The 24,373-nt window shown below is 33.2% G+C and carries 27 protein-coding genes and 1 other annotated feature; of the genes, 12 read left to right on the forward strand and 15 right to left on the reverse strand.

Going from position 1 to position 24,373, the window contains the following annotated elements; genetic code table 11:
* Positions 1–283: 283 nt before the first annotated feature.
* The 3 genes from VQL36_RS16680 to VQL36_RS16690 all read right to left on the reverse strand — a co-directional run bounded on the left by VQL36_RS16680 (position 284) and on the right by VQL36_RS16690 (position 4,009).
* Positions 284–2,323 carry a peptidoglycan D,D-transpeptidase FtsI family protein gene (locus tag VQL36_RS16680; protein WP_349250403.1) on the reverse strand — a complete coding sequence of 680 codons (2,040 nt, stop codon included), beginning with the start codon at positions 2,321–2,323 and terminating at the stop codon, positions 284–286.
* Positions 2,324–2,403: 80 nt separating this feature from the next.
* A complete protein-coding gene (locus VQL36_RS16685) occupies positions 2,404–3,567 on the reverse strand; it encodes a transglutaminase domain-containing protein (protein ID WP_349250404.1) in 1,164 nt (387 codons plus the stop codon).
* Positions 3,568–3,592: 25 nt separating this feature from the next.
* Positions 3,593–4,009 carry a hypothetical protein gene (locus VQL36_RS16690; RefSeq protein WP_349250405.1) on the reverse strand — a complete coding sequence of 139 codons (417 nt, stop codon included), beginning with the start codon at positions 4,007–4,009 and terminating at the stop codon, positions 3,593–3,595.
* A 182-nt stretch (positions 4,010–4,191) separates the two neighbouring features.
* Between VQL36_RS16690 and VQL36_RS16695 the strand changes: the two genes are divergently transcribed.
* From VQL36_RS16695 to VQL36_RS16705, 3 genes are all read left to right on the forward strand, one after another.
* Positions 4,192–5,337 carry an MFS transporter gene (locus VQL36_RS16695; protein WP_349250406.1) on the forward strand — a complete coding sequence of 382 codons (1,146 nt, stop codon included), beginning with the start codon at positions 4,192–4,194 and terminating at the stop codon, positions 5,335–5,337.
* 123 nt (positions 5,338–5,460) lie between these two features.
* Positions 5,461–6,324, forward strand: a complete 864-nt coding sequence (locus VQL36_RS16700; protein WP_349250407.1) for an SDR family oxidoreductase — start codon at positions 5,461–5,463, stop codon at positions 6,322–6,324.
* A gap of 56 nt (positions 6,325–6,380) precedes the next feature.
* The gene (locus VQL36_RS16705; RefSeq protein WP_349250408.1) at positions 6,381–6,710 is read left to right on the forward strand and encodes a toprim domain-containing protein; all 330 of its coding nucleotides are present in this window, start codon (positions 6,381–6,383) and stop codon (positions 6,708–6,710) included.
* An 86-nt stretch (positions 6,711–6,796) separates the two neighbouring features.
* On the opposite strand, the gene VQL36_RS16710 is transcribed toward VQL36_RS16705, so the two are convergent.
* A complete protein-coding gene (locus tag VQL36_RS16710; RefSeq protein WP_349250409.1) occupies positions 6,797–7,432 on the reverse strand; it encodes an SCO family protein in 636 nt (211 codons plus the stop codon).
* Between the two features lie 10 nt (positions 7,433–7,442).
* Positions 7,443–8,339 carry a heme o synthase gene (gene cyoE / locus VQL36_RS16715; RefSeq protein WP_349251202.1) on the reverse strand — a complete coding sequence of 299 codons (897 nt, stop codon included), beginning with the start codon at positions 8,337–8,339 and terminating at the stop codon, positions 7,443–7,445.
* Between the two features lie 350 nt (positions 8,340–8,689).
* On the opposite strand from cyoE, the gene VQL36_RS16720 reads away from it, so the two are divergent.
* From VQL36_RS16720 to VQL36_RS16730, 3 genes are all read left to right on the forward strand, one after another.
* The gene (locus VQL36_RS16720) at positions 8,690–9,112 is read left to right on the forward strand and encodes a cell wall hydrolase (protein ID WP_349250410.1); all 423 of its coding nucleotides are present in this window, start codon (positions 8,690–8,692) and stop codon (positions 9,110–9,112) included.
* A gap of 42 nt (positions 9,113–9,154) precedes the next feature.
* Positions 9,155–9,697 (forward strand): spore coat protein GerQ, encoded by a 543-nt coding sequence (gene gerQ, locus VQL36_RS16725; RefSeq protein ID WP_413789529.1) that lies wholly within the window; start codon positions 9,155–9,157, stop codon positions 9,695–9,697.
* 194 nt (positions 9,698–9,891) lie between these two features.
* Positions 9,892–10,881 (forward strand): metal-dependent hydrolase, encoded by a 990-nt coding sequence (locus tag VQL36_RS16730; protein ID WP_349250411.1) that lies wholly within the window; start codon positions 9,892–9,894, stop codon positions 10,879–10,881.
* 139 nt (positions 10,882–11,020) lie between these two features.
* Here VQL36_RS16730 and VQL36_RS16735 read toward each other — a convergent pair whose 3' ends face one another.
* Positions 11,021–11,230: an alpha/beta-type small acid-soluble spore protein gene (locus VQL36_RS16735; protein ID WP_349250412.1), complete on the reverse strand. Its 210-nt coding sequence runs from the start codon at positions 11,228–11,230 to the stop codon at positions 11,021–11,023.
* A gap of 116 nt (positions 11,231–11,346) precedes the next feature.
* Here VQL36_RS16735 and VQL36_RS16740 point away from each other — a divergent pair, with 116 nt between their 5' ends.
* Complete coding sequence (locus tag VQL36_RS16740; RefSeq protein ID WP_349250413.1) at positions 11,347–11,526, forward strand: DUF5325 family protein; 180 nt, start codon at positions 11,347–11,349, stop codon at positions 11,524–11,526.
* A 5-nt stretch (positions 11,527–11,531) separates the two neighbouring features.
* On the opposite strand, the gene trpS is transcribed toward VQL36_RS16740, so the two are convergent.
* From trpS to VQL36_RS16755, 3 genes are all read right to left on the reverse strand, one after another.
* A complete protein-coding gene (trpS, locus tag VQL36_RS16745; RefSeq protein ID WP_349250414.1) occupies positions 11,532–12,518 on the reverse strand; it encodes a tryptophan--tRNA ligase in 987 nt (328 codons plus the stop codon).
* A gap of 72 nt (positions 12,519–12,590) precedes the next feature.
* Positions 12,591–12,829, reverse strand: a binding site (T-box leader).
* Between the two features lie 32 nt (positions 12,830–12,861).
* The gene (locus VQL36_RS16750; RefSeq protein WP_349250415.1) at positions 12,862–13,359 is read right to left on the reverse strand and encodes a hypothetical protein; all 498 of its coding nucleotides are present in this window, start codon (positions 13,357–13,359) and stop codon (positions 12,862–12,864) included.
* Between the two features lie 114 nt (positions 13,360–13,473).
* Positions 13,474–13,860, reverse strand: a complete 387-nt coding sequence (locus VQL36_RS16755; protein WP_349250416.1) for an O-methyltransferase — start codon at positions 13,858–13,860, stop codon at positions 13,474–13,476.
* Positions 13,861–14,217: 357 nt separating this feature from the next.
* On the opposite strand from VQL36_RS16755, the gene VQL36_RS16760 reads away from it, so the two are divergent.
* A complete protein-coding gene (locus tag VQL36_RS16760; RefSeq protein WP_349250417.1) occupies positions 14,218–15,477 on the forward strand; it encodes a methyl-accepting chemotaxis protein in 1,260 nt (419 codons plus the stop codon).
* A 101-nt stretch (positions 15,478–15,578) separates the two neighbouring features.
* On the opposite strand, the gene VQL36_RS16765 is transcribed toward VQL36_RS16760, so the two are convergent.
* Positions 15,579–16,676, reverse strand: coding sequence for an SDR family oxidoreductase (locus VQL36_RS16765; protein ID WP_349250418.1), 1,098 nt, complete (start codon positions 16,674–16,676; stop codon positions 15,579–15,581).
* Between the two features lie 256 nt (positions 16,677–16,932).
* On the opposite strand from VQL36_RS16765, the gene VQL36_RS16770 reads away from it, so the two are divergent.
* Positions 16,933–17,085: a YycC family protein gene (locus tag VQL36_RS16770; RefSeq protein WP_349250419.1), complete on the forward strand. Its 153-nt coding sequence runs from the start codon at positions 16,933–16,935 to the stop codon at positions 17,083–17,085.
* Between the two features lie 99 nt (positions 17,086–17,184).
* On the opposite strand, the gene VQL36_RS16775 is transcribed toward VQL36_RS16770, so the two are convergent.
* Positions 17,185–17,556, reverse strand: coding sequence for a globin (locus VQL36_RS16775; protein ID WP_349250420.1), 372 nt, complete (start codon positions 17,554–17,556; stop codon positions 17,185–17,187).
* Between the two features lie 217 nt (positions 17,557–17,773).
* Between VQL36_RS16775 and ylbJ the strand changes: the two genes are divergently transcribed.
* Positions 17,774–19,003: a sporulation integral membrane protein YlbJ gene (gene ylbJ, locus VQL36_RS16780; protein ID WP_349250421.1), complete on the forward strand. Its 1,230-nt coding sequence runs from the start codon at positions 17,774–17,776 to the stop codon at positions 19,001–19,003.
* Between the two features lie 67 nt (positions 19,004–19,070).
* Positions 19,071–19,877, forward strand: coding sequence for an NAD kinase (locus VQL36_RS16785; RefSeq protein ID WP_349250422.1), 807 nt, complete (start codon positions 19,071–19,073; stop codon positions 19,875–19,877).
* 233 nt (positions 19,878–20,110) lie between these two features.
* Here VQL36_RS16785 and VQL36_RS16790 read toward each other — a convergent pair whose 3' ends face one another.
* Both VQL36_RS16790 and lipA read right to left on the reverse strand, forming a co-directional pair.
* Positions 20,111–20,392 (reverse strand): YutD family protein, encoded by a 282-nt coding sequence (locus VQL36_RS16790; RefSeq protein ID WP_349250423.1) that lies wholly within the window; start codon positions 20,390–20,392, stop codon positions 20,111–20,113.
* An 86-nt stretch (positions 20,393–20,478) separates the two neighbouring features.
* A complete protein-coding gene (gene lipA, locus VQL36_RS16795; protein ID WP_349250424.1) occupies positions 20,479–21,375 on the reverse strand; it encodes a lipoyl synthase in 897 nt (298 codons plus the stop codon).
* A gap of 244 nt (positions 21,376–21,619) precedes the next feature.
* On the opposite strand from lipA, the gene VQL36_RS16800 reads away from it, so the two are divergent.
* On the forward strand, positions 21,620–22,591 hold the full coding sequence (locus VQL36_RS16800) for a M23 family metallopeptidase (protein ID WP_349251204.1): 972 nt from the start codon (positions 21,620–21,622) through the stop codon (positions 22,589–22,591).
* A gap of 25 nt (positions 22,592–22,616) precedes the next feature.
* Here VQL36_RS16800 and yunB read toward each other — a convergent pair whose 3' ends face one another.
* Together yunB and VQL36_RS16810 are read right to left on the reverse strand one after the other, a co-directional pair.
* Positions 22,617–23,369, reverse strand: coding sequence for a sporulation protein YunB (gene yunB, locus VQL36_RS16805; RefSeq protein ID WP_349250425.1), 753 nt, complete (start codon positions 23,367–23,369; stop codon positions 22,617–22,619).
* 221 nt (positions 23,370–23,590) lie between these two features.
* The gene (locus VQL36_RS16810; protein ID WP_349250426.1) at positions 23,591–24,373 is read right to left on the reverse strand and encodes an RNA methyltransferase; all 783 of its coding nucleotides are present in this window, start codon (positions 24,371–24,373) and stop codon (positions 23,591–23,593) included.

Raw genomic sequence — 24,373 nt, forward strand, 5'->3', positions numbered from 1 at the left:
TAAATCAACTCCTTTTTATATAAAATAAAATTTTTGCGGCAAATGTTGCCCTAGGGAAAATTTTAAAGTAAAAATATATGAGTATTACATTTTTAGTCTAACCATAAAAAATGGTTTACTATAAAAAAGTTGGTCTAGCACAAAAAAATATACAAAAAAAATGATGAATATCCATTTCAGTAATTTTATTATACACAAAAAAGTTGAACTTGTGCAACATTTATTTTTTTTATATCTTTTAAACAAAAAAAGACGAAATCAATCATTGATTTCGCCTTCTTGTTTAGTTAGCAGTAGTTTCTTCAACTTCAGCCTCCACGGCCGCTTCCTCTGCTTCATCATCAAATCCAAAATAAGCATCAAACATCTTTCTAGCTATTGGACCTGCTCCGAAGGAACCATATCCACCTTCTGGTACAACAACCGCAACCGCTAGCTTTGGATCTTCAACTGGAGCAAATGCTATAAATACTGCATTATTAACTCTTTGACGTGCAATATCTGATTCTGATGTTCCCGTTTTGGCAGCAACGACATACGGAAATCCATTAAATCCTGATTTATTTACCTTAGTCATTGCACTATGGACTAAATTCCAATATGAATCAGGAAATTCTACTTCATCTAATATTATCGGTTCAAATTCTTGTACTGTTTCTGCATCAAAGGTGGTAATTTTATCTACAAATTGTGGCTGTAACCTTTTTCCTTTATTTGCTAACATCGTAGCATACTGTGCAAGTTGAAGTGTCGTATAACTTGCTTCTTGTCCCCAAGATGCTCGAACTAATGAGGATAATATACTCCCTGTTGTTTCTAAATTTGTATAATTAATGAGTCCTGCTAATTCTTTAGGTAATCCACTGCCTGTAGGTACACCTAAACCAAATTGTTTCATGTAAGAATCCCAAAGATCTAACCCCTCTTGTCCTTGTCTTGATAAAGGCTCTCCGATCATTGCAGACATAAAGGTATTTGAAGAGTATTGGATCGCTTCAAAAGCAGTAATTGCTCCATTTCCTTTTCCTCGTGCATTTCTAATCCTAGAATTATCATTTCCAAAATAGAAGATTCCATTATCATAATAAGATGTATTTTCAGCAATAAATCCTTCATTTAACCCAATTAAGATCGTTAACGGTTTAATCGTAGATCCTAGAGGTACAATCGAGGTTGGATGCTTTCCTCTTTCTACAGAATCTTCATGATTAGAATAGGAGGTTGAAATTGTGCCATTATTAAAATAAATTTGATTTTTCTCCCAATCTTCCTGAGATAAACCACCTTCCCAAATATTCGGATCGTAATCAGGAATGCTTGCCATAGCTACTACTTTTCCTGTGTCCACTTCCATGGCTACAGCATAACCCGTTGTCGCATTCACACCACTTTTGTTATACAATGCACCTTCATCTGTTTTTAAATATTCTATTTGATCTAGGATTGCCTGTTCTGTAGCTAGCTGAACATCTTTATCTATCGTTAAGTATAAATTATTCCCTTTAACTGGAGGTACGACTACAGGGTCTCCGATAATTCTTCCTAGAGCATTAATCGGATAGGTTCTAGTACCATTCTTTCCTCTCAATACTTCCTGATACATGAACTCCAAGCCATCATATCCCACATATTCTTGATCTAAATATTCATTTACCACATTTAGATTTTTATACTTCTCTTCTAAGTAACCTGACAGATTACTTGCAGAATTAAACTTTTTTAAGTAACCTACTAATTGAACTGCGATGGTATCCTCGCTATACTTCCTAACACTTTCCTCTCTAACCTCAATTCCTGGAAACTCCTCTTTATGTTCTAAAATATAGGCAATTTCTTCTTTTGTAAGATCAGTTTTTAATCTTCTAGGGCTAGTACTATAATTCATAATTGTTTTTTCTTCTTTATGAATATCAAAACCGACATCCATATCATCAACGATGTCTTCTGCTGACTTTTCAGATAACTCTTCAGCTCCATATTGTTCAAAAACTTCAGCTAGTCTATTAGCCAAATCAATAACTTCATCTTCTACAACAGAGCTAGGAAGCTCATAATAAAGAGATTGACTAGAAGTTGAATAGGCTATAGCGTATCCATTCACATCATATATATTCCCCCGAATCGGTGGGATTTGGTTAGTCACCTCTGAATTTTTATTTTTTAAAGCTTTATACTCACTTCCTTCAACAAACTGAATAAAAGCAAGTCTAACAATTAATACTGAAAAAATAACAAAAACAGCAAAGAAAAATATATTTAAGCGAAATGCAAAATTTGTCCGTTTAATCCGTTCTTTTTTCTTTGGGTCATTCAAACTGCTCATGTACGGCTCCTCTTTTTAAAAATTATTTAATCAAACAAATACTCGGTTAGTTTCACTTTATTATAATTGAAATTGAATAGCTACGCATCCTTTATGTGTGTTTCATAAAAATCATTGGAATTAAACCAATTTCCGCCAGATGAAACCCATGTAGTATCTAACGGTATCCATTCATCTGTTTCAGACAAATACACTTCATTCCAAGCATGGGCACCCATTCCCCCACGACCGTCATATCCAAGTCCTGTAACTACTTTCACATCCAAATCAGCCGTTCTCGCCATCACAGCATACAATCTAGAATAATCAATGCAAACCCCTTGTTTTGAAAGAAACGTATCTTCAGGTGTTTGTTCCATCCATACATTTTCTTCTTCATATAACCTTACTTTCTCCCAGTTATATTGAACTCTTGTTCCAACCCAATCATATAATGCTCTTGCTTTTTCCTCGTCCGTATTTAAACCTTTAACAATGGCATGTGTTGCTTCCACTATATTATCTGGAATATTATGATCAATAATCTCATATTTCCTTTGAAGTACTTCCCTATATTCATCTTCGGCCTCTTTAGCCAATACCGGTAAAGTAGATTCTATAAAATTTTGACTCAAAGGTTGCAGTACTTTTTCTGTACCACTTTGATACAGTGTGGAGGACTGGATATATGAAGTGAGGGGCGCTTGTGGGAATAAAGTAACAAAAATAAACAAAAACAAGATGACAATCAAACCTTTAAATAAACCAAAAATCACTCCGATAAATCCCCCAAAAAATTGACTGATGAATATTGGTATTTCTGTCCTTGTCTGTTTCCCTTCTTTCATCACTTTCATCGTTTTTATTAAATTTACAATTACAAAATTAAACAACATCATAATCAGAAATTGAATCAATAAGTAACTCAATAAAAAGATAAAAATAAAACGTATAAAAGTAAAGTCTCTGATTGAGGTAAGAACAATATAATACCCTTTTTCCAGCATATTCAGTTCTTCAGAAGGAATTTGAATTGATTTCAATATCATCCATTCTTGAAGTTTAGGAGATAACCAGTTTGTAGTTTTCCAAGATAATAAAACGGCAGTCATATTGATAATTAAATCTTGGATAGCTTGAGACAATTGAAATGCAGACTTAGAAAGACCCCTTTTTATCCCTTGAATCAAAGAAATCAAAAATACGAACACGATGAGCAATGAAATGTAGTTTAGCCTTGTGATCATATCAATAAAAGTCTGCAATCTGTTCTCCTCCAAATAATCTTATCTAATTCTTATTTTCTAACAACTTTCTAATTTCATCATTCATTTCTATCGTATAAGTTTCCCCACCATAAGTAATAGTTAAGAAGTCTGAATCCGTATCTCCTTCTATGGTTACATTTTCATTTTCGATGAGAAAATCTCCATCCATAGCTTCGTTTACTATGTATTCTTTAATTTCATTTATTGCCAGATCTATTAATTCTTCTTCTGGAATCATTTCTAAAAGCTGATCACTAGCTGTTTTAAGCATTTCACTATAGTTAGAACCGTAATAAATTAATATACCTACAATCGCCAAAACGATGAACCACTTCATTAATGTTTTGACTAGCTTTATAACTATAAATAACACAATAATAGCTGCAAGAATGATATACCATTTTTCTTGGGCAAATGTAATCCAACTTTCTATATCCATCTCAACACTCCCGTCTCTACTTTTTGCTTATTACAACTATATCTATTATACAAAAAATTAACCATCAACGCATGTTCTATTCCTTAATAAACCTCAATCATATCACTCAGTATGAATATTTTTACAAAATTAACGTACAAGTAATAACAAGCTACTTGTAACTACTAATGGATGGTGATTAGATGAAAACAGCAATATGGCTATATCTTTTTATGTTCATAGCATTCTTTGACTTACATGCACAGTTTCCAATCTTGTCTCCCTTTGCAATTTCCTTAGGAGCTGCCCCCTCTTTTATCGGCTTGATTATGGGGATTTATTCTTTAACACATATCCCAGGCAACATATTAGCAGGTTATGGTGTGGATCGTTATGGCAGTAAATATTTTATTATTTTCAGTCTAATCATTGCCGGCGGGTTGTTAATTATTCAATCTTCCGTTACAGACCCTTGGCAGTTATTAGTGATTCGTTCAATCAGTGGATTCATATTAGCCTTTCTCTCACCTGCATGTCTTTCTTTATTAGCCAAAATTGCAAAGGATCAAATCCAACAGGGGAAATTGATGGCAGGTAATGGTCTCGTTCATACATTAGCTTCTATTGTCTCCCCAGCTGCCGGGGCATTATTAGTTGCAAAAGTTGGTTATTCAATAGCATTCACTCTCTTAGGTTGGATACTTATAATCACAGGGGTTCTGGCATTTTGGGGGATACAAAATATAAAATCAACTTCTACAGAACAAAAACAAACATATTCACAAACCCTAATAAGAACTGAAGACCAAAAAATACCATGGCTTTTTTATGCTCTTCCTCTTGCTTTATCTTGTTCACAAGGCATTTTGTTCTTTGAATTGCCTTTAATTCCAATCTCACAAAATTCCATCTTTGCATCTGGACTTTTATTTTCAATTGTTAGTCTAGGTGCGTTATGTACGTTAAGTATGTTGTTTTTAAATCGACTATCTCCTTTTTTAAGAACAGCAGTAGGATGTTTATTTTTAGCACTAATATTTTTTGATATGGCATTGCATCAAGTGTTTTCCTTAGGTTTTTCCTTATTTTTGATTGGTATGGCAAAAGGGGTCATATATCCTGCAATGGCTACTTATTTAACCCACATGTCTAGTATTCAAAAATATGGTCGTATTTTTGCTATTCTAGCGATTTCTATGTCATTAGGTGCTTTTATTGGTCCTGTTATTGCAGGTCAAGTACGGGATGTTGTATCACCCTACATATTTGCTTTTATCTTTTTATTCATTTCACTTTCCATGTTACCTTATCCTAATCGACTTACACTCTTCACTCAAAGGAAAGTATAATTCTTCATCATTCCCAACATACAATAAATGAATTTTGCATATTTACCTCAAAAAGAAAGTCGTATATCCTTAATTATAATATGAATGAAGATGTTTAACTTAAATACAAGGGAGGACAATAGGATGAATGGTAAAATCGCACTTATTACAGGTGCTAATTCAGGAATGGGTTTAGCTACAACAACTGAAATCGCAAAAAAAGGAGCTACTGTCATCATGTTATGCAGAAACAAACAACGTGGAGAGGCAGCTCTCGAAACTGCGAAACAACACAGTGGTTCTCAAAACATTGAGTTGATGATTTGTGATTTAGGTTCATTAGAGAGCATTCGTACATTTGTATCTCAATTTAAGGAAAAATATTATAAACTAGATATTTTAATCAATAATGCGGGTGTAATATCTTTGAAAAGAGAGCTTACAAGTGATGGATTTGAAATGCAATTAGGTATCAATCATCTAGGCCATTTTTTACTTACGAATTTACTGTTAGAATCGTTAAACAATGCAGAAGAAGCAAGAATTATTAATGTTTCTTCTGGAGCTCATAAAATAGGAAAGATTGATCTTCAAGATCCCTTCCTAACCAAACGATACGGATTAATGAAAGGATATGCTCAATCTAAATTAGCTAACATCCTATTTACAAAAGAGCTTTCAAAAAAACTTAGCAATACAAATATAACTGTAAATGCGCTGCATCCAGGAGCAGTTGCAACTAACATAGGTGTGAATAGAAAAACTGGATTTGGGAAAAATCTTATAAAATTGGTGAAGCCTTTTTTTCTCTCCCCAGAAGAAGGTGCTGCTACTGCCATTTACCTTGCAACTAGTGATGAAGTGAAAGATACCACTGGTGAGTATTTTTATAAAAAGAAAATAGCCTTCGTTTCAAAAGTAGCACAAGATAATGAACTTGCCAAAAAGTTATGGACCTGGAGTGAGAAACAAGTATTCTTAACCCCAAAAAGTGATGCCAAACTTTGAATACTATTCCTATTACTTTAAATATGCCTTATCACCCTTTATAGGAGGATAAACCAATGGACGCTGTTATCATTGTGGAAGGAACAAATGATCGAATTCATTTAAGAAAGTTTTTATCTGAAGAAATCGAAATTTTATGTACAAATGGAACATTAAATGCACATCGGTTAGAAAGGTTAATAAAGCAAACAGTTCAAAAACAAATTTTTATTTTTACTGACAATGATATAGCAGGAAAAGAAATTAGAAAATCATTAGCAGAGGCATTTCCAGATGCGGAACATTTATATACTAAAAAGGAGTATGCTGGTGTTGAAGGTACACCTGATGAACATATAATAAACCAGCTTGAAAAATCTGACTTAAACGAATACATACTCATTTAAAAAAAAGAAACAGCCATCAACGGATAAAGTGTACCCTTTCTAAAGGACATTTTAATGAATGGCTGTTTCTTTTTTGTTTATCAATTTTATAATAAAGCTTCTATATGATCTACAATATAGTCAACGTTTTCCTCAACAGATAAGTTATCTTTAATAGGGAGGTATTTTTTAATATTCCCTTTTTTATCGATTAAAATATAGAAATTTGCATGTCCAAAATCTCCACCTTCTAATTCCGTAACACCAATCTCATACTCTGCAGCTAAATTTCTTGAATACTGCTCTTCACCACGTAAAAAATACCAGCCTGATGGATCTGGATTATATCCGCTTGAGAATTCAATTAATCTTTCACGAGTGTCCCTCTCAGGATCAAAGGTAATAGAAAAAATGGCTGTTTCGTTTCCAAATATTCCTTCTTCCTTTAATCGTTCTTGCACCTGTGATAGCATATAAGTTGTTGGTGGACAAACATCAACACAGGTTGAAAAATAAAAGTATACTATCCTTACTTTACCGTCAGTATCTTCTAGAGATACAGTGCTTCCATCCATATTTTCTAATTCAAATGGAGGAGCTTTTTTAGTATTCTCCTCCGTTATAAAGCTTACATCTGACTTTGATTCTGGGAGCAAATTATTTATCAAATAAACTGACATCCCAATGATTAAAATGCCCATCACACTAAAATAAGTTATTTGCAACCATTTTTTTCGATTCATATATTTTCACCTAACTTGTAGTATTTATAATCATCACTAGGAAATTAATCATCAAGTAATTAATCGAAAAGAGAAATGTTTTTCTTGCCCATTTATCATCATCTTTAGTGACAAATCCTGCTATGCAGTAAATAAACCAAATTATACTTAATAAATTAGAGACAATTAAGTAGAACATTCCTACGTATCCAAAAACATAAAACATGATATTTACAGGTATTAAAAGTAATACATATGGCAGCATTTGAATTTTTGTTCTTTTTACACCCTTTACTACAGGTAACAAAGGAAACCCAGCAGCTCTGTATTCCTCTTTACGTCTAATACCTAACGCCCAAAAATGCGGTGGCTGCCATAAAAATAATAAGGCAAAAAGCAACCAAGCTCCAGCATCTACTTCGTTCGTCACTGCACAATACCCTAAAACTGGAGGCATTGCTCCAGAAATTCCTCCGATAGATGTACTCCATGTAGAGCTTCTCTTTAACCACATTGTATAAACAAAAACATAAACAAAAAATCCAATAAAACCTAATAAAGCTGAAATAGGATTAACCAAAAAATATAGAACTAATAGACCTATAATACCTAAAGCAATCCCATACCAAAGCACAACTCTTGGATGAATTCTTCCAGCTGGTAAGGAACGTCCTTTTGTCCTCTCCATTTTCTCATCAAAATCTCTATCCAAAAAGTTGTTTAAAACACAACCTGATGCCATGATCAAAGCTGTTCCAAGCATCATATAAGCGAAAATGAACCAATTGATATCCCATTGTGATGCAAGCCAAAACCCTCCAAATGCTGCAATTAGATTAGATCTGATTATTCCTGGTTTTGTTAGCTGAATAAAATCTCTCCAAGAAACTTTTTCTATGTCTACTGAATCAGAGATTGATTCATTCATCACTTGCACATCTAACTGTTTACCCACCTATCTATAAGCCTCCTTAGAGCGTTAAATAACCCACAAAAGTGAAGTGAGTACTTCATGATTAACCTTATTACTTTTGCGGGGCCCTGAGCCTAATAAGGATGGAAAGGTAACTTTACCTACCACCTTAAAAAACATATCTTTAATCATATCAGTCTGCAAACCATTTGACAACAAAATCGATTCTTTATTCATATTTTAGACGTAAATTTATTTGTCATGTTGTCAAGCAGTATTCCATAATTATATTAATGTATTCAATTGTTTATTTACATGAAAAGACGATCTCCTTTTATATACCCTATTGAAAGGATGGACATAAAATGGCAGTCATTAAAGCGAATAGTGAGGATGTGAAGTTATTAGCAAGATTAATGAGGGCTGAAGCAGAAGGTGAAGGAGAATTAGGAATGTTAATGGTTGGAAACGTTGGTGTAAATCGAATAAGAGCAGATTGTTTAGATTTTAAAGATATTCGAGATATGAATCGAATGGTGTTTCAAAGACCAGGTGGATATGAAGCTACGATAAAAGGATATTTTTACCAAAAAGCAAGGGATAAAGAAATCCGCTTAGCACAAAGAGTAATTAACGGTGAAAGATTCCATCCTTCAACGAATTCTTTATGGTTTTTTAGGCCAGAAGGTGCATGTCCATCTCAATGGTATGACCAATATAATTCTGGAAGATATAAAGCTCATTGCTTTTTCACCCCTTTACAAAGTGTTTGTCCGAGTGTGTACTAATATGTTTTTTTACATTTATTTAATAAAGGAGGATTTTAACAAATGAATGGGAATAATTACAATGCAATGGCTCAGCCTTATTCTAATGTGATGCCTGCAAGCGTTAATCCAATGGCAATGCCTGCCGCTAATCCAATGGCGATGCCTGCACAGTACGCTAATATGATGCATGGCCCCTCATCTATGCCTGGGTCTATGCCTGCATCTATGTCAGGGTCTATGCCTGCATCTATGTCAGGGTCTATGCCTGCATCTATGTCAGGGCCATTTGCTCCAAGTGGGTCAGTTCTCGCAAGTTCTGCACCAGGTACGCCGGAGATCACACCACCAGGTCAACTACCAATGGAAGTTTCTTATATTGAAAATATTTTACGGTTAAATTTAGGAAAAGAAGCCATGATTTATATGACATATGAAAATAACTCTGAATGGAATGCAAAAGTATATAAAGGAGTTCTTGAAGCAGCTGGTAGAGATCACATTGTGATTAGCGATCCTGACACAGGAAAAAGATACTTACTGCTAATGGTGAATTTAGATTATATTACTTTTGATGAAGAATTAAATTATATCCCAACATATTGAGCACAAGGTTTTAAAAAAAACATATAATATTAGAACATAAAAGACCCATTTATCATATTGATAAATGGGTCTTTTTACTCTAAATAAATTAAATATCTTATGTACATGATTATTAGTAACGGAACAGGATAAAGATAGAGAGTAACGATAAAGAATAAAATGAAGACATTTTGCTTATATAGGAGGAAGCCATATTGGATTCTGGTACTCATTTTGTAGTAGGTTTAGGATTAGCTGGTTTAGCAACGATTGATCCTGCTGTTTCAAATGATCCTAATTTATTTATATCTGTTTTAGTCGGAACTGTATTAGGTTCACAAGCCCCAGATACTGATGGGTTATATAGATTCAAAAGTAATAGTGCTTATATAAAAAATCACAGAGGATTGTCTCATTCATTACCTGCTCTCTTCATTTGGACTTTCCTAATCACAGGGCTTATATTTCTCATTTTTCAGCCCACACCCATTCTTCATGTATTGTTATGGGTTTTCATAGCTGTATGTGTACATGTTTTTTCAGATTTATTTAATACTTATGGGACACAAGCTCTAAGGCCTATCTCGGATAAATGGATTTCTTGGAATATTATCCATATTTTTGATCCCATTATATTTTTCTCTCATGTCTTTGCCCTGATCCTTTGGGTATTCCATATCGGTGAAGCTACATTAATTTTTCCAATGTTATACGGATTTTTAATTGCGTATTATATATGGAGAACCGCATTACATTATTTTTTGCAAAAGAACCTTTATAAAAAAGACAAAAAATATCAAAAAGATGACACATACATGCTAATTCCTACAATTCATTTATCAGAATGGAACATCGTTAAAAAAAATAAAAATAACGTTCACATTCTTGGTGAATTAAAAAGGAATGGAAATATACAATGGATAGACGAAGTACAATGTAAAACACATCCCGCTATCGAGATTTCTAAAAAGAATTCTGACATAGCTTCGTTTTTATATTTCAGTTCTCAGTACGCATGTTCAGACATCATAATACACTCTTGGGGATATGAAGTTCGTTGGTTTGATGTACGTTATAGACATCGAAAACAATACCCATTTGTAGGTGTTTTGCTTATGAAAAAAGATTATACCCCAATTAAATCATATGTAGGATGGTTAAATGAAGATAAGTTAAGCAAACGCCTTGGATTGCATGAAATGTAAAATCATAACAAAAACTCCTACCGGAGTCTCTCGAAGGGGTAGTTTTTGTGGAAACTTAGAATTTGAAATTATATAATTCTTAAGTTATAAAAAGCTCAAAGGATTAATCCCTTGAGCTTTTTTTACTTTTATTTTACTATTAAGGTTGTCTACCTGCTAATGTTTGCTCGGCAATTTGTACTAAGTGACGTGTCATGTATCCACCAATTGTACCTGTATCACGAGTAGCCATGTTACCATAGTAACCATCTTGAGGAATCTGAATACCTAACTCCTGTGCTACTTCATATTTTAATTGATTTAATGCCGCAGTAGATTGAGGCACCACTAGTTGGTTAGATCTTGCCATTGATGAGCACTCCTTTCAATCTATGTTGTTTTTACAAGCTGCTTGTACCACTATTATGTTAACATTTGAAAAAAACTATTCATTTTATTTTCATATCATGAAAGGTGAGTCATATTATGAGTAAAAAAACTGCCTTATTTTTTTCTATTATTGGTGTACTGTTCTTGATTTTAACAGGTATAGCATTAAGTTATCAAAAATCTCTATTGGCATTAAGTTTTTTGTTTTTATCTTTTTTTACTGTAGGAATTGGTTTTATGGTAAAAGCAAAAATTAGAAAAAAGAATAGTCCTTGATAGTATCAATTTGGTAATAAGAAGCCCATTTTTTTCTTTATTTCCCTTAAAGTATCATTAGCCACATCAGCAGCCTGCTCAGCACCTTGTTTTAAATACTTATTCAATTCTCCTGAAGAGCGAATCTCTTTGTAGCGTTGTTGAATCGGCTCTAAAGTGGCTACTACATGTTCTGCTAAATCCTTTTTAAATGGACCATATCCTTTTCCTTCGTATTCCTGTTCGATTTCCTTTATACTTAAGGTTGAACAATAGGAATAAATCGTCATTAAATTACTAATTTCAGGTTTATTTACTGGATCAAATAAAACATCTCTCCCTGAATCTGTTGTTGCTCTCTTGATTTTTTTACGCAACACATCCGGTTCATCTAACATTGCAATATAACTATTTGGATTTGGATTGCTTTTGCTCATTTTATTTGAGCCATCGTCTAAGGACATAATTCTCGCACCAACTTCTGGAATATATGGTTCAGGAATCTTCAAATATTCACCAAAACGTTGATTAAAGCGATTTGCTAAATCTCTTGTTAGTTCAAGATGTTGTTTTTGATCATTTCCTACAGGTACGAGATCCGCATGATAAAGCAATATATCAGCAGCCATTAAACCAGGATATGTGAACAAACCTACACCTATAGAATCTTGCTTCCCGGACTTATCTTTAAATTGGGTCATTCTTTCAAATTCCCCCATATAAGATAAGGTGGTCATGATCCAACCTAATTCTGCATGAGCAGGTACATGAGATTGAACGAAAACACTTGACTTATTCGGATCCACTCCTGCAGCAAAATACAATGCAGCAACTTCTTCAGTTTGTTCTTTTAAATCTTCTGGTTTTTGAGGCACAGTGATCGCATGTAAATCAACAATAGAAAAAAAGCATTCATGTGTATCCTGTAGCTTGACATAATTTTTCAAAGCACCAATATAATTTCCGATAGTTAATTTCCCACTTGACTGTATACCAGATAATACTCGTTTCATTACTTAACCTCCTAATATTTAATATTTTGAATTTAGAGCAGCTACTTTCTTATACATCAAAAAGGCCTCTCGTCAAGGGACGAAAGACCGTGGTGCCACCCTAATTTATTTCTTTAAACTAAAAATATTTAACCTAAAGAAAACTTAATTTCTGATAACGGGGAATTCCGTGCAGTCTACTAAAAATAAATTATTTGTTCGACATTAAGCTCAAGGGCCCATTTCAGAAAACATGTTGTACCGACTCTCAGCTAACGTCGGCTCTCTGATAAACAACGATGTAATCTTACTTTTCCTCTCATCGCATCGTATGATTTAATTTCAATATTATACATAACATTTTTTAAATGTCAATTATCAATTGTTTTTCCAAACGTTTCATCAAATCATGGACCACTGCTAAAGTATCTTTAAAGTAAGGAGAATAATCAAGGTCCTTAATAAATTCTATAAACTGAAGGCCAATTTCATAAACAATATTTTGATATACTAATAAATCAACAAAGTATTCGTCCATCTCCCTAGGCTGATCCCCTTCAAATTCTTCCACTTCAATGAGTTGAATGCTCTTTTTATCCCTGTGTCTAACTATAAATGAAAACCCTCTGCAATCAGGATCTCCACATCCGCATACAAAAAAAGGGGTTTTCTCCCACTCCGTTGCTGAAGCAAATCGATTTGGTGAAGTATCCTCTAATGCACTTAAAAGTAAAGCAGGTAATCCCACATCTATACACAATGGCTCATCAATAATAATATCATCGTTTACTTCTAAAAATACATCAGCTTGAACAATCTGCAGCTCTTTATTCAAAGTTAAATGACTAAAAATTAGCTTCATTTATTAACATCCTTTCAAGAAAGCCATTTCATAATCATAGTATAACAGTCATTGAAAAATGAAAATAACCGTTTGTAACACAATATCTATGCACAACGGTTATTTTCATTTATATTAGTTAATTCTTATTTTTTGCTGAGGTTTATTCATCAAATTCGCCATATTGTAATTAGACTCTAGTTGAACACTCATAGCGAGGTTTTTGTTTTTTAAAGCGAATTCAAAAGAAATCTGTCCATGAGTCCAATGATTTTTATACTTCAGGGATTGAATTGCCATCTTTTTAAAGGAAAATATTTGTTGTTTCGTTAAACCTTGAATGTTAACAAGAGTGCTTCGATCATTTCCTTCTATTGGATCATGAATCACGCCAAATTTACCAATAGTATTATTGCGAATTTGTAAAAAAACGATACCCGAGTTAAGATTTCCTAATTCAGCTTGAATTTCATTAAATACCAAATCAAGCTGTCTAGCTAATGATAACTGCTCAATATGCATTAAGTTCTTCTCCTTTTCCATTATTTTATTGCATTGTTAAATAAACACTTTAAAATAAGTGTTTTTAAGAAATGCAGCACGTGCTTTCTTTTAAGGAAAAAACATTAAAAATGACATGAGGCCAACTAAATAATACAGAAGAAAAAAATCAGAAGATTCAACAGTGGAAATGAGGCTACAATATATCAACTTACATATTTATACACATAATAATATATTATTATAAAAATGTAAATATTATTCTTTTAAATCATTCAATATTCATCATTGTCTATCAAATTATGACAACTACATAGACTTTTTTGAAAATAGGATGATATAATTATATCAGAAAAATTTACCAAAGGGGTCGATGATATGAGTTGGTTCAATGAGCTTTCTGTTAAAAATAAAATATTAATTGGAGTATACTCTATTCTATTTATATTTTCATTTGTTTCTATCTTTTTTTCTGAGAACAAATTGATCGTTTCACTTATTATTGCGTTTTTATTAGCTATAATTTACCCTATTCTTTTAAAGTTAGACAAAGCTATTAATGAATCTGTAGATAATGTTTCCAAAGCAGCTACAAAAATAGCTCAAGGTGACCTTCAGCAAAAAATATATATTTCATCAGACGATGCAATAGGTGAACTTGCAAATGCATTTAACAAAATGTCGGAAAGAATGAATAATACATTGCAAGATACGCTTAATATTTCCAAGTTAGTTTCAAACTCAAGCAGAAATATTTATTTAAAAAACAAAGCTCTAAGTGAAGTTCTAGGTCAAGTAAATTTATCTACTAACGAATTAGCTACTGGAGCGAATGAAATTTCTGAGGACGTGTCCAATATCTCTACATCGATTCAAAATATAGAAAGTAAAGTAAGTGCATATACGGTATCAACAAATGAAATGAATAAACATTCCCAAAACACGATACAATTAGTAAACAAAGGTCGTAATGCAGTAGAAAGTCAAAGTGCTGGGATGAAAGATACTGTTGAAGCAACGAACAATGTCGCGTCTACTATAAGTGAATTAGCTAAACAATCAGATGGTATATCTAAGATAACAAAAACGATATCAGAAATTGCAGAACAAACAAATCTCTTATCATTAAATGCATCCATTGAAGCAGCAAGAGCAGGAGAACACGGTAAAGGTTTTGCTGTAGTTGCACAAGAAGTAAGAAATTTAGCCGAAGAATCAACTGAGTCAACCAAAGAAGTTTTTAATCTAGTCAAAAATATTGATTATGGCATTAAGCAAGCAATTGAGAATATTGAAAGAAATGAAGAGATCGTTAAAAACCAAACATTAATGATTCAAGAGACGGAAAAGGTTTTTAGTGAAATTGTACATAGCATACAGTTTATAACTGATCGAATATATGAATTTTCAAAAGAAAGTGAACTTATGCTTCTTAGTGCAAAAAAAATATCTGAATCCATGGAAAATATATCTGCAATTACACAGCAATCAGCTGCTGGTACAGAGCAGGTTTCAGCATCAATGAACGAACAAATATCATCCGTTCAAGAAATGGTTGATGTGTCAGAGCAAATGACTCACAAAGCGTCCCAACTCCAACAATCCATTGAATTTTTCAAATTAAGAAAAAATACATAGTGAATTCGTTTAAGCAAAGCTTAAACATCGAAAAATCAATTAAATACTTAAATAGTAAAAAATCACCTGAAATATCAGGTGATTTTTCTAACTAAAATGAATTATCGAATAACTAGCTGTTTTTTGGGGTCATGTTTATGCGTTTTGTAATACGTGACCATCGGTTCTAATATTTCCATGAAATCAGGACAACTAATCCCTGATCCTTTCAAGTCCTCCACTGCATTTTGACAATCAAATCTTGCCTCATACTTGAAATAATCCAATGCTTCTTTTTCAACGCCCAAAAACTTGCGAATAAATTTAATTTTCAAGAACAGGACTGTAATTAAAATTGGAATTCTTCCAATTGGTTTTTTTTGTAACAATTCCTGCATCAAAGCAGAGTAAACTTCTTTAACTTTATAAGGAGAAGGATCTGTTAAGTGATACGTTTTACCCTCTCCAATATCAGCTTGACCTAAATAACAAGAAGCAGCTATTATATAATCTACTGGAACAAGGTTAATCTCCACTTCCCCTGGTCCAATGTATGGAAGAATCGGAAGAAATCGAAGCCGATCCAAGAAGTTTAGTATAAAATAAGGTCCATCAAATTTAATGGTTTCACCCGTAAAGGAATGACCCTTTACTATACCTGGACGTATAATGGTTGTAGGTACGTCATTCATTATTTTTTTTACTAGCACTTCTGCTTCATATTTTGTCTCTTCATAATAGTTTTGGAAAGTTTGGTTTTTCTCCAGATCAGACTCCAGTATTTTACCCTTACGATCCCCTGCTACATATGCGGTACTAAAATATATGTATCTTTTTAAACTCTCTAGTTGTTTAACAAATTGGTTTACATTATCCGTACCCTTAACATTTACAAGATAAGCGATATCTTTAGGAACAGCTAAATCATAAATTGCAGCCAGGTGGAATACATGTGTAACGTCACTTTGAAGGACTTGAAGACGATCATCCGATATACCTAGATTGTTCTTTGTGATATCTCCTTCTAGTATCGTAAAACGACCCTTTTCAAAACCTCCATCATTCATTAATTTAGCAGCTTCTACCTCGGCTTCTTTATACATATTCGGTAAAACCAATACATAAATATGATCTACGTCTTCTTGTTCCTTTAGAAGTTGCTGGATAATTTGACTAGCAATAAAACCTGGAAATCCGGTAAAAAAATACTTGTTACCCATCAGATCACCCCTTTAATAATATAACTATTCTCACTCATGGAAAACGAAATCATATATTAATTATCAAAAAAGTCAGAATGTTTTCTAATACCATTTTATCATGCCTTTTTGATCTTTCAAGATCATTTAAAAATGTTATACTAATATAGCACCCCAAAAAGTGAAGTGAATCATAGAAGTTAAATCCGAATACTTTTCGGGGACCCCGAAACATTGAAGCAAATATTATAAATTCATATTAAAGGAGAGATTAAGATTGAAACCACTACAAATATCACCAGAAACTGCTCAAGCATTAGCTAAAAAATTAAATGTACCTATAGAACACTTAATGCATATGCCTCAGCATATATTAATGCAAAAATTAGCTGAGTTAGCTAAACAGGATAAGGATGAATCAAACGAATAAAAACTCTTTTAAACAAAGTTTAAACAACGTTGTATCAGATGGATACCCTCCTCCACCTGATAAAAGATCCCATTTATAGAGAAGCTTTTAATAGGTTTTTTAGCTGTTAATAAAGTGATATGCAGGGCCAGATAATCGCTCTAACAATATATTTTGCAGCTGCTCATCTAATTCTATTTTAGAGAGTGCTTTTTGCATACAACCTAACCATGCATCAGCGCGCTCTTTTGTAATTTCAAATGGTAAATGTCTAGCTCGCATCATGGGATGACCATATTGCTCTGAATAAAGAGGAGGGCCTCCCAAAAATTGAGTTAAAAATAAAAACTGTTTTTCCATGACAGGCATAATATCCTCTGGAAATAATTGTCCGATAACGGGATTTTCTTGTACAATAGGATAAAAAGTTTCTACAATTTTTCGGACCGTTACCTCTCCACCTATGACTTCATATAATGATTTTTCTTCCATAAAATAGCACTCCCATACTCTAGGTTGTTCAGTCTTTATATATAACAGACGAACGAACTTCTTTATTTACTTTATATTATATCATAATCAAACCTCATCCTAGTTCTGGGAATGAACCTGGTTATATTCTCATACTATGTTATAGAAGACAAGCTTGCTAAAAAACGGAGCTCTTTAAACGCGTACTTTAAAGCAAAATTCATTAGGAGGCCTCTTTATGCTCCCTATAAAAAGATACATAGTTTACATCATTCCGATGATTAGTTTAACCTTTATATTACTCATTTTAGTTTATCCAACAATTAGTTTTAACGCTGCCATAAGGGGGATTATCATTTGGTGGGATGTGTTGTTTCCTGCACTATTTCCTTTTTTAGTTGTTTCAGAAATACTATTAGGTATCGGTATTGTACATTTTTTTGGGACTCTTTTAGATCCAATAATGCGTCCATTATTTAGAGTACCAGGAATAGGAGGTTTTGTAATGACAATGGGGTTTGCATCGGGTTACCCTGTTGGTGCTAGATTAACCTCTAAGTTATGGGAGCAAAAGCTAATCAATCAAGTAGAAGGTGAAAGATTAGTTGCATTCACATCAACTTCTGACCCTATTTTTTTAATCGGAGCTGTTTCTGTTGGCTTTTTTCACGATGTAAATCTGGCTCTTGTTTTAGCTATCTCACACTACGGAGCTGGTATTATAGTTGGTTTGCTTATGAGATATCATGGAAAAAACACATCTAATGCCGTCTCTCAAATTAAAACTAAGCAAAAAGGATTTATTTTATTTCGTGCCTTTCAATCCATGCATAAAGCCCGCTTAGAAGATGGTAGAACGCTTGGCATAATTATATCTGAAGCAGTTGAGGCCTCGATTAAATTAATTTTTGTTATTGGAGGACTCGTCGTTTTTTTCTCTGTTATATTAGAAATTTTGACCACAATTCATTTTTTGGACCTTTTCTATCTTTTATTCCAATCTTTAATGCCCTTATTCGGATTTCCTGTTGAACTCAGTCAAGTTATTATTAACGGAACTTTTGAGGTCACTTTAGGAGCTAAGTCAGCAGGTGAGGCAAACACTAGTTTGATAGCCAAAACCGCTGCAGCTGCTTTTGTTGTCTCTTGGAGTGGGCTTTCTGTTCATGCACAAATTGCTAGCATTTTACACTTTACAAATTTACGATACACTCCCTTTATCATTGCCAGATTACTCCATGGTTTCATTGCTGCTGGAATCGTTTATTTAATATTTGAGCCAGTTCACTCCTACCAATCATCCTTTTCGTTTATCCTTCCAACTGTAAGTGGAGAAACGACAACACCTGAAATCCTTTCTTCATTTTTGTCTTTTTCCCTTTGGAGCATAGCATTTTTATTTGTTTGTATTTTTTCATTATACTTAATATACCTTTTAATGAAACTTCTTTTTTATCCTAAAAAATGAACATTGTTTTATATATGATTTTTGTATATGATGAATACAGCAAAATGATTTATAGGAGGTTACACTTTTGAAATATTTCGTCTTGGACCGTGGAGATGAAACTTCTTTAAAATTATCTGACAAATTCCATAAATTAGCTAAACAACACAATATGATACTTGATGAAATTTCACCTGACATCGTGATCTCAATTGGTGGAGACGGAACCATGTTATATGCATTTCATAAGTTTGTGCAACAGCTTGAAACCATTTCATTCGTTGGGATTCACACTGGACACCTCGGATTTTATGCAGATTGGAAACCAAATGAAATTGAACATTTATTAGAGCTCATGGCTAAAAAAGCAAATTCTAATGATGTTATCGTAGAGTATCCTATTGTACAAATTGAAATAAAAACCGTAAATGATACTAGAATTTATTATGCATTGAATGAAATTACGATAAAAGGCATCCATGCAACATTGGTAGCTCAACTCGATATTAATGATGATAAATTTGAAATGTTTAGAGGAGATGGGATTTGTATATCTACTCCATCTGGCAGTACAGCATATAACAAAGGTTTGGGTGGGGGGATTATACATCCTTCGTTAGCAGCCATTCAAATTGCTGAAATGGCTTCTATAAATAATCGTGTATTTAGAACTTTAGGTTCACCCATTATTTTACCAAAACATCATCATTGTGATATTTATCCAAAAGCAAATCAAAAAATATTACTATCCGTAGATCATTTACAGTTTGAACATAAAGATATCATTTCTATTCGCAGTAGTGTTTCTCATAAAAAGGTTCGATTTGCAAGATATCGTACTTTTCCATTTTGGAATCGAGTAAAAGAAGCTTTTGTTGGGATCGAGTCCAACTAGTTGGTTAAATCAATTACTTTGAATAATTAAAATGTAGATAGTATAAGGGCAACTAACGATTCTACCTTCGTCTAGACTTGCCAATCATCGAGTTTTCTTTAGAGGTAGTTTTTGTTGAAACTTAGAATTTGAAATTTTATAAATTGTTAAGTTATAAAGAAATCCGAAAAAATCTCTAAGGATTTTTTCGGATTTTAACATCACCAATTCTTATTATGTTCATAAATTGAAAATCAGTTTGTTTTTTTAACCTTTTTTAGTACAAAATATGCACAACCAAAATTACAATATTCATAAATATAGTCCTCAAAGCTATTAATGGAAGATTCCTTAGTTGCTTTTGTATGACCATGGTTAAAAAAACCTTTTAGTCGAAGCTGATTATATCCCCAGTCTCCAACAATAAAATCATATCGATCCAACACTTCACTATATCTAGAGCGAAATGCTTCGTGATTCCAACCATTTTTATGATCTTTAATAAGTTCAAATGACTTCCCTGTAATCTGGATCATCTTTCTAATTATCCTCCTATATTCAATCGTCTAAGAGGTTCTTTAATAAAATCCCCTTTTGAACAAGCAATTTATAAAAGATTTTATTATCTAGAATTTAACGTTTCATTCGCAGCTTCCTTTTGCTCTCGTGCATGATATGAACTACGCACTAAAGGTCCTGCTTCAACATGGCTAAATCCTCGCTTCATGCCTTCTTCTTTCAATAAAGCAAACTCCTCTGGTGTATAGAACTTTTTAACAGCAAGGTGTTTTTTAGTAGGTTGTAAATACTGACCGATCGTTAATATGTTACAATCCACTTCTCTTAAATCATCCATTGTTTGTAGTACTTCATCCCACTCTTCTCCAACTCCAATCATAATGCTGGATTTAGTAGGAATTTTACTTTTATATGATTTAGAGCGTTCTAACAGTTCAAGTGACCTTCTGTATTTGGCTTTTGAACGAACTTGATCTGAACATCTTTCAACCGTTTCAATATTGTGATTTAACACTTCTGGATTAGCATCTAATACTTTAAATAAGGCTTCTTGGTTTCCCATAAAATCAGGTATTAATACTTCAACATCACAAAATGGAAGACGTTTTTTAACAGATTTGATGGTTTCTGCAAAAATCATAGCCCCTCCATCTGCTAAATCATCACGTGCAACTGAAGTTATAACACAATGCTTTAATCCCATTTCTTCTGCTGCTTCTCCAACCCTTTCAGGTTCCTTCAGGTCTAATTCATTCGGAAGACCAGAATTTACTGCACAAAATCTACAAGCTCTTGTACAAATGTCACCTAAAATCATAAAAGTAGCTGTTCTATTTACCCAACATTCATGAATATTAGGACATTTAGCTTCTTCACACACTGTATGTAAAGTTTTTGTTCTCATCGTTTTTTTTAATTCTTTAAATTCTTGAAGTTCATCGCCAGAAGGCAGCTTTATCTTTAACCAATCTGGTTTTCTCTGTGGTGTTTGCGTTGCCATATTTATCCCTACCCTTCCTGGGTTGTTTTGAATCTTTATGTATAAGTATTATAACAATGGATTAAAAAACATGCCACCTTTGTAAAAATTGGATTGGATAATACAAAAAACCATCGTGCACTCTATAAAACAATCAGGTCATAGAACAAATAATTGAACATCTGTAACTACATAGATGGAAAATTTTGTAGGAGGGATCATATTGAAAATAAAATTTCTGTATTACTTTCGGATATTCATTCTTATGATCTTAATTGTTTCTTTTATAAATTCAACATCATTTGCAAAATCAGAAGAACTTAGTTTAAAGCAAATTTATGAAAAACGACTGCAGTTAATTGAAGAAATGAGTACGGTGACAGAAATTCCCTGGTTTTATTTAGCTGCCATTGATCAATATGAAAGATCCTTAAGTATAGCTAATCCAAAAAAAAGACCCATTAGAGAAGGTCTTATAAGTATTAATTTTGAAAAATCTGAATGGGCAGGACATTTAAATCCAGATGAACAAGATTCTAACTTAACATCTATTTTATTTTTTAACGGAAGAGGAAGAGATGGATCAGGAGATGGGTATGCAGATTGGAACAATGATCAGGATGTTTTATATACGATGTCACAACACATCTTAAAATATGGTTTGTCAAAAGATGATTTTCGCATTGCTTTATGGGAGTATTATCAAAATTCAAGAAGTGTGAAAAGGATTGAACAGTTTGCAAAAATTTATGAAAAGTACGGTACATTAGATTTATACAAACATGCCTTTCCTGTGCCACTACGTTCAGACCATTCATATCGGAGCACTTGGGGGGCAGGAAGAAGTTTTGGTGGATTCCGAATTCATGAAGGAACCGATATCTTTGCTCATCATGGTTTACCTGTACGAAGTACTTGTTACGGAATTATTGAAGTCTTGGGTTGGAATCGTTATGGTGGTTGGCGAGTAGGAATACGAGATCTAAATAATGTATACCACTATTATGCTCATTTATCAGGATACCAAAAAGAAATAAAGCAAGGCGACATAGTAGAGCCAGGTCAAGTATTAGGATGGGTAGGAAGCTCAGGTTATGGAAAACCTGGAACACAGGGGAAATTCCCTCCACATCTTCATTATGGATTATACCGCGACAATGGATATAATGAATGGTCTTTTGACCCGTATCCTTATTTAAGAAAATGGGAACGAGAGGAGCGAAGAAACAGAAGATAAGTGTTTCTTCACTCCTCATTACATTTTAATTTTCAGTATTATCCTCTGTGTCAGCTGAATTAAATTGTGGAATAGATATAGGTGGGATTGGGTTCATACCGTTTAAGGAATCGATTGGTTTACCATTGGAATCAAAATAATATGCAGGTACATCTCCCACAACCAATAAATAAGTAATTGGAACTTCTGTTTCCACTATTTCAGCTTCTGTATCAAAAGGAATAATGATCGTTACCTCTGCAATAATGTGTATGTAAACTTCAACAAGAATCATATTGATGCCAGCATCTTGTTTTCTTGTCGTCAAATCAATCAATACTGAACCAGCTGGTACAAATTTAATCGGTATTTCTGGACCAAAAGAAGCAATGATTGCACTATCTAAAGCTTGACCTAACGGGATAGATTCCGGCATTCTTTGCAAATCATCTAAAGTTTTTTGAACGATATTCCTAGTCTCTGCTGCAATTCGCATATGTTCTGTGTAATTTAACATAAAACCGGTAATTTTTCCTGTATGGTCGTATTTCCATTCAATTAATTTATCTAAATTTGTCCCCTTAGATATTTGTTCAGTAAGTGAGGCATTAATCGATTGAGTAGCGATTTGTTTAATTCTTACTTTTGCAACATTCATCAAAGGGGGTCTTAAATTTTTCTCAATAAAAATAAAACTTTGTACTGTAATTAAAGTAAAGATTATTAGAACTAGGAAAAACACTTTCTTTTTACTGCTTTTTTTTACTGAACGACTTCTCCACCTTCTTTTTCTTCTCATGTAATTCCCCCTAGCTAAACCTTGGTAATTACTGCTTAACAACTATTCAGGAACATCTAAGTTAGATAGAAATCCGATCTTATTAAATAAATTTATGCTAAAGCTGTACAAAATAATCCATAAATGATGAGAGCTTCTTTTTCAAACACAAAAAAAGAAAAGCATATATATTAATGCTTTCCTTTAACTATTCTATGATTTTTAGCACTAAGACCTCACCTCTATAGATGGTAATTCCTCTGTCTTAACGTCTCATACAACATGATAGTAGTTGCCATGGCAACATTTAGAGATTCAGCAGAGCCTTCAATTGGAATTTTAATTTGTTTATTCACATATTGATTCAACTCTGGAGAAACTCCTTTCCCCTCATTTCCTACTATAAACCAGCTTGCTTTAGTTAAATCTGTTTCATAGAAGTTTGATTCTGCTTGTAAACTTGTATTTAATACTTGAATCGAACGATTTTGTGCTTTTTGAAGCATAACATCCAAGTCTCTTTCTATAATAGGCAAATGAAAAATAGACCCCATGGTTGAACGAACTGTTTTAGGATGATACAAATCCACACATCCTTCGCCTAATACAACCCCAGTTGCTCCTACTGCATCAGCACTTCGAATAATCGTTCCTAAATTACCAGGGTCTTGTATAGCATCGCAAGCAACAACCAAAGCAGTACCTTCAAATAGAAGTAAATCATTCCAGTTTTTTTTATGCACAATTGCAAAAATACCTTGTGGTGTTTTTGTATCGGAACATTTATTTATGATATCGTTACTAACACTTATCCATTTTTGTTCTTCATAATCTAATAATTCAGGGGGCACTCCCTTTTCATACGAATATACAACATGTTCTACTTTTACATTAGCACTATTTAAGGCTTCTTTAACCAAATGAATACCTTCCACAATATACCTGCCTTGTTGATCTCTGCCTTTTTTAGTTAAAAGTTTAACCCAATCTTTTACATGACTGTTTGTTAACGAGGTTATTTTCAT

The organism is Chengkuizengella sp. SCS-71B (assembly GCF_040100845.1).
Classification (GTDB): Bacteria; Bacillota; Bacilli; order Paenibacillales; family KCTC-33759; genus Chengkuizengella.

Excerpts from the sequence above, each read along its gene's own strand:
- VQL36_RS16680 (WP_349250403.1), bottom strand. The coding sequence starts at position 2,323 with ATGAGCAGTTTGAATGACCCAAAGAAAAAAGAACGGATTAAACGGACA.
- VQL36_RS16690 (WP_349250405.1), bottom strand. The coding sequence starts at position 4,009 with ATGGATATAGAAAGTTGGATTACATTTGCCCAAGAAAAATGGTATATC.
- VQL36_RS16695 (WP_349250406.1), top strand. The coding sequence starts at position 4,192 with ATGAAAACAGCAATATGGCTATATCTTTTTATGTTCATAGCATTCTTT.
- VQL36_RS16700 (WP_349250407.1), top strand. The coding sequence starts at position 5,461 with ATGAATGGTAAAATCGCACTTATTACAGGTGCTAATTCAGGAATGGGT.
- VQL36_RS16705 (WP_349250408.1), top strand. The coding sequence starts at position 6,381 with ATGGACGCTGTTATCATTGTGGAAGGAACAAATGATCGAATTCATTTA.
- VQL36_RS16710 (WP_349250409.1), bottom strand. The coding sequence starts at position 7,432 with ATGAATCGAAAAAAATGGTTGCAAATAACTTATTTTAGTGTGATGGGC.
- cyoE (WP_349251202.1), bottom strand. The coding sequence starts at position 8,339 with ATGAATGAATCAATCTCTGATTCAGTAGACATAGAAAAAGTTTCTTGG.
- VQL36_RS16720 (WP_349250410.1), top strand. The coding sequence starts at position 8,690 with ATGGCAGTCATTAAAGCGAATAGTGAGGATGTGAAGTTATTAGCAAGA.
- gerQ (WP_413789529.1), top strand. The coding sequence starts at position 9,155 with ATGAATGGGAATAATTACAATGCAATGGCTCAGCCTTATTCTAATGTG.
- VQL36_RS16735 (WP_349250412.1), bottom strand. The coding sequence starts at position 11,230 with ATGGCAAGATCTAACCAACTAGTGGTGCCTCAATCTACTGCGGCATTA.
- VQL36_RS16740 (WP_349250413.1), top strand. The coding sequence starts at position 11,347 with ATGAGTAAAAAAACTGCCTTATTTTTTTCTATTATTGGTGTACTGTTC.
- trpS (WP_349250414.1), bottom strand. The coding sequence starts at position 12,518 with ATGAAACGAGTATTATCTGGTATACAGTCAAGTGGGAAATTAACTATC.
- VQL36_RS16750 (WP_349250415.1), bottom strand. The coding sequence starts at position 13,359 with ATGAAGCTAATTTTTAGTCATTTAACTTTGAATAAAGAGCTGCAGATT.
- VQL36_RS16755 (WP_349250416.1), bottom strand. The coding sequence starts at position 13,860 with ATGCATATTGAGCAGTTATCATTAGCTAGACAGCTTGATTTGGTATTT.
- VQL36_RS16760 (WP_349250417.1), top strand. The coding sequence starts at position 14,218 with ATGAGTTGGTTCAATGAGCTTTCTGTTAAAAATAAAATATTAATTGGA.
- VQL36_RS16765 (WP_349250418.1), bottom strand. The coding sequence starts at position 16,676 with ATGGGTAACAAGTATTTTTTTACCGGATTTCCAGGTTTTATTGCTAGT.
- VQL36_RS16775 (WP_349250420.1), bottom strand. The coding sequence starts at position 17,556 with ATGGAAGAAAAATCATTATATGAAGTCATAGGTGGAGAGGTAACGGTC.
- ylbJ (WP_349250421.1), top strand. The coding sequence starts at position 17,774 with ATGCTCCCTATAAAAAGATACATAGTTTACATCATTCCGATGATTAGT.
- VQL36_RS16790 (WP_349250423.1), bottom strand. The coding sequence starts at position 20,392 with ATGATCCAGATTACAGGGAAGTCATTTGAACTTATTAAAGATCATAAA.
- lipA (WP_349250424.1), bottom strand. The coding sequence starts at position 21,375 with ATGGCAACGCAAACACCACAGAGAAAACCAGATTGGTTAAAGATAAAG.
- VQL36_RS16800 (WP_349251204.1), top strand. The coding sequence starts at position 21,620 with ATGATCTTAATTGTTTCTTTTATAAATTCAACATCATTTGCAAAATCA.
- yunB (WP_349250425.1), bottom strand. The coding sequence starts at position 23,369 with ATGAGAAGAAAAAGAAGGTGGAGAAGTCGTTCAGTAAAAAAAAGCAGT.
- VQL36_RS16810 (WP_349250426.1), bottom strand. The coding sequence starts at position 24,373 with ATGAAAATAACCTCGTTAACAAACAGTCATGTAAAAGATTGGGTTAAA.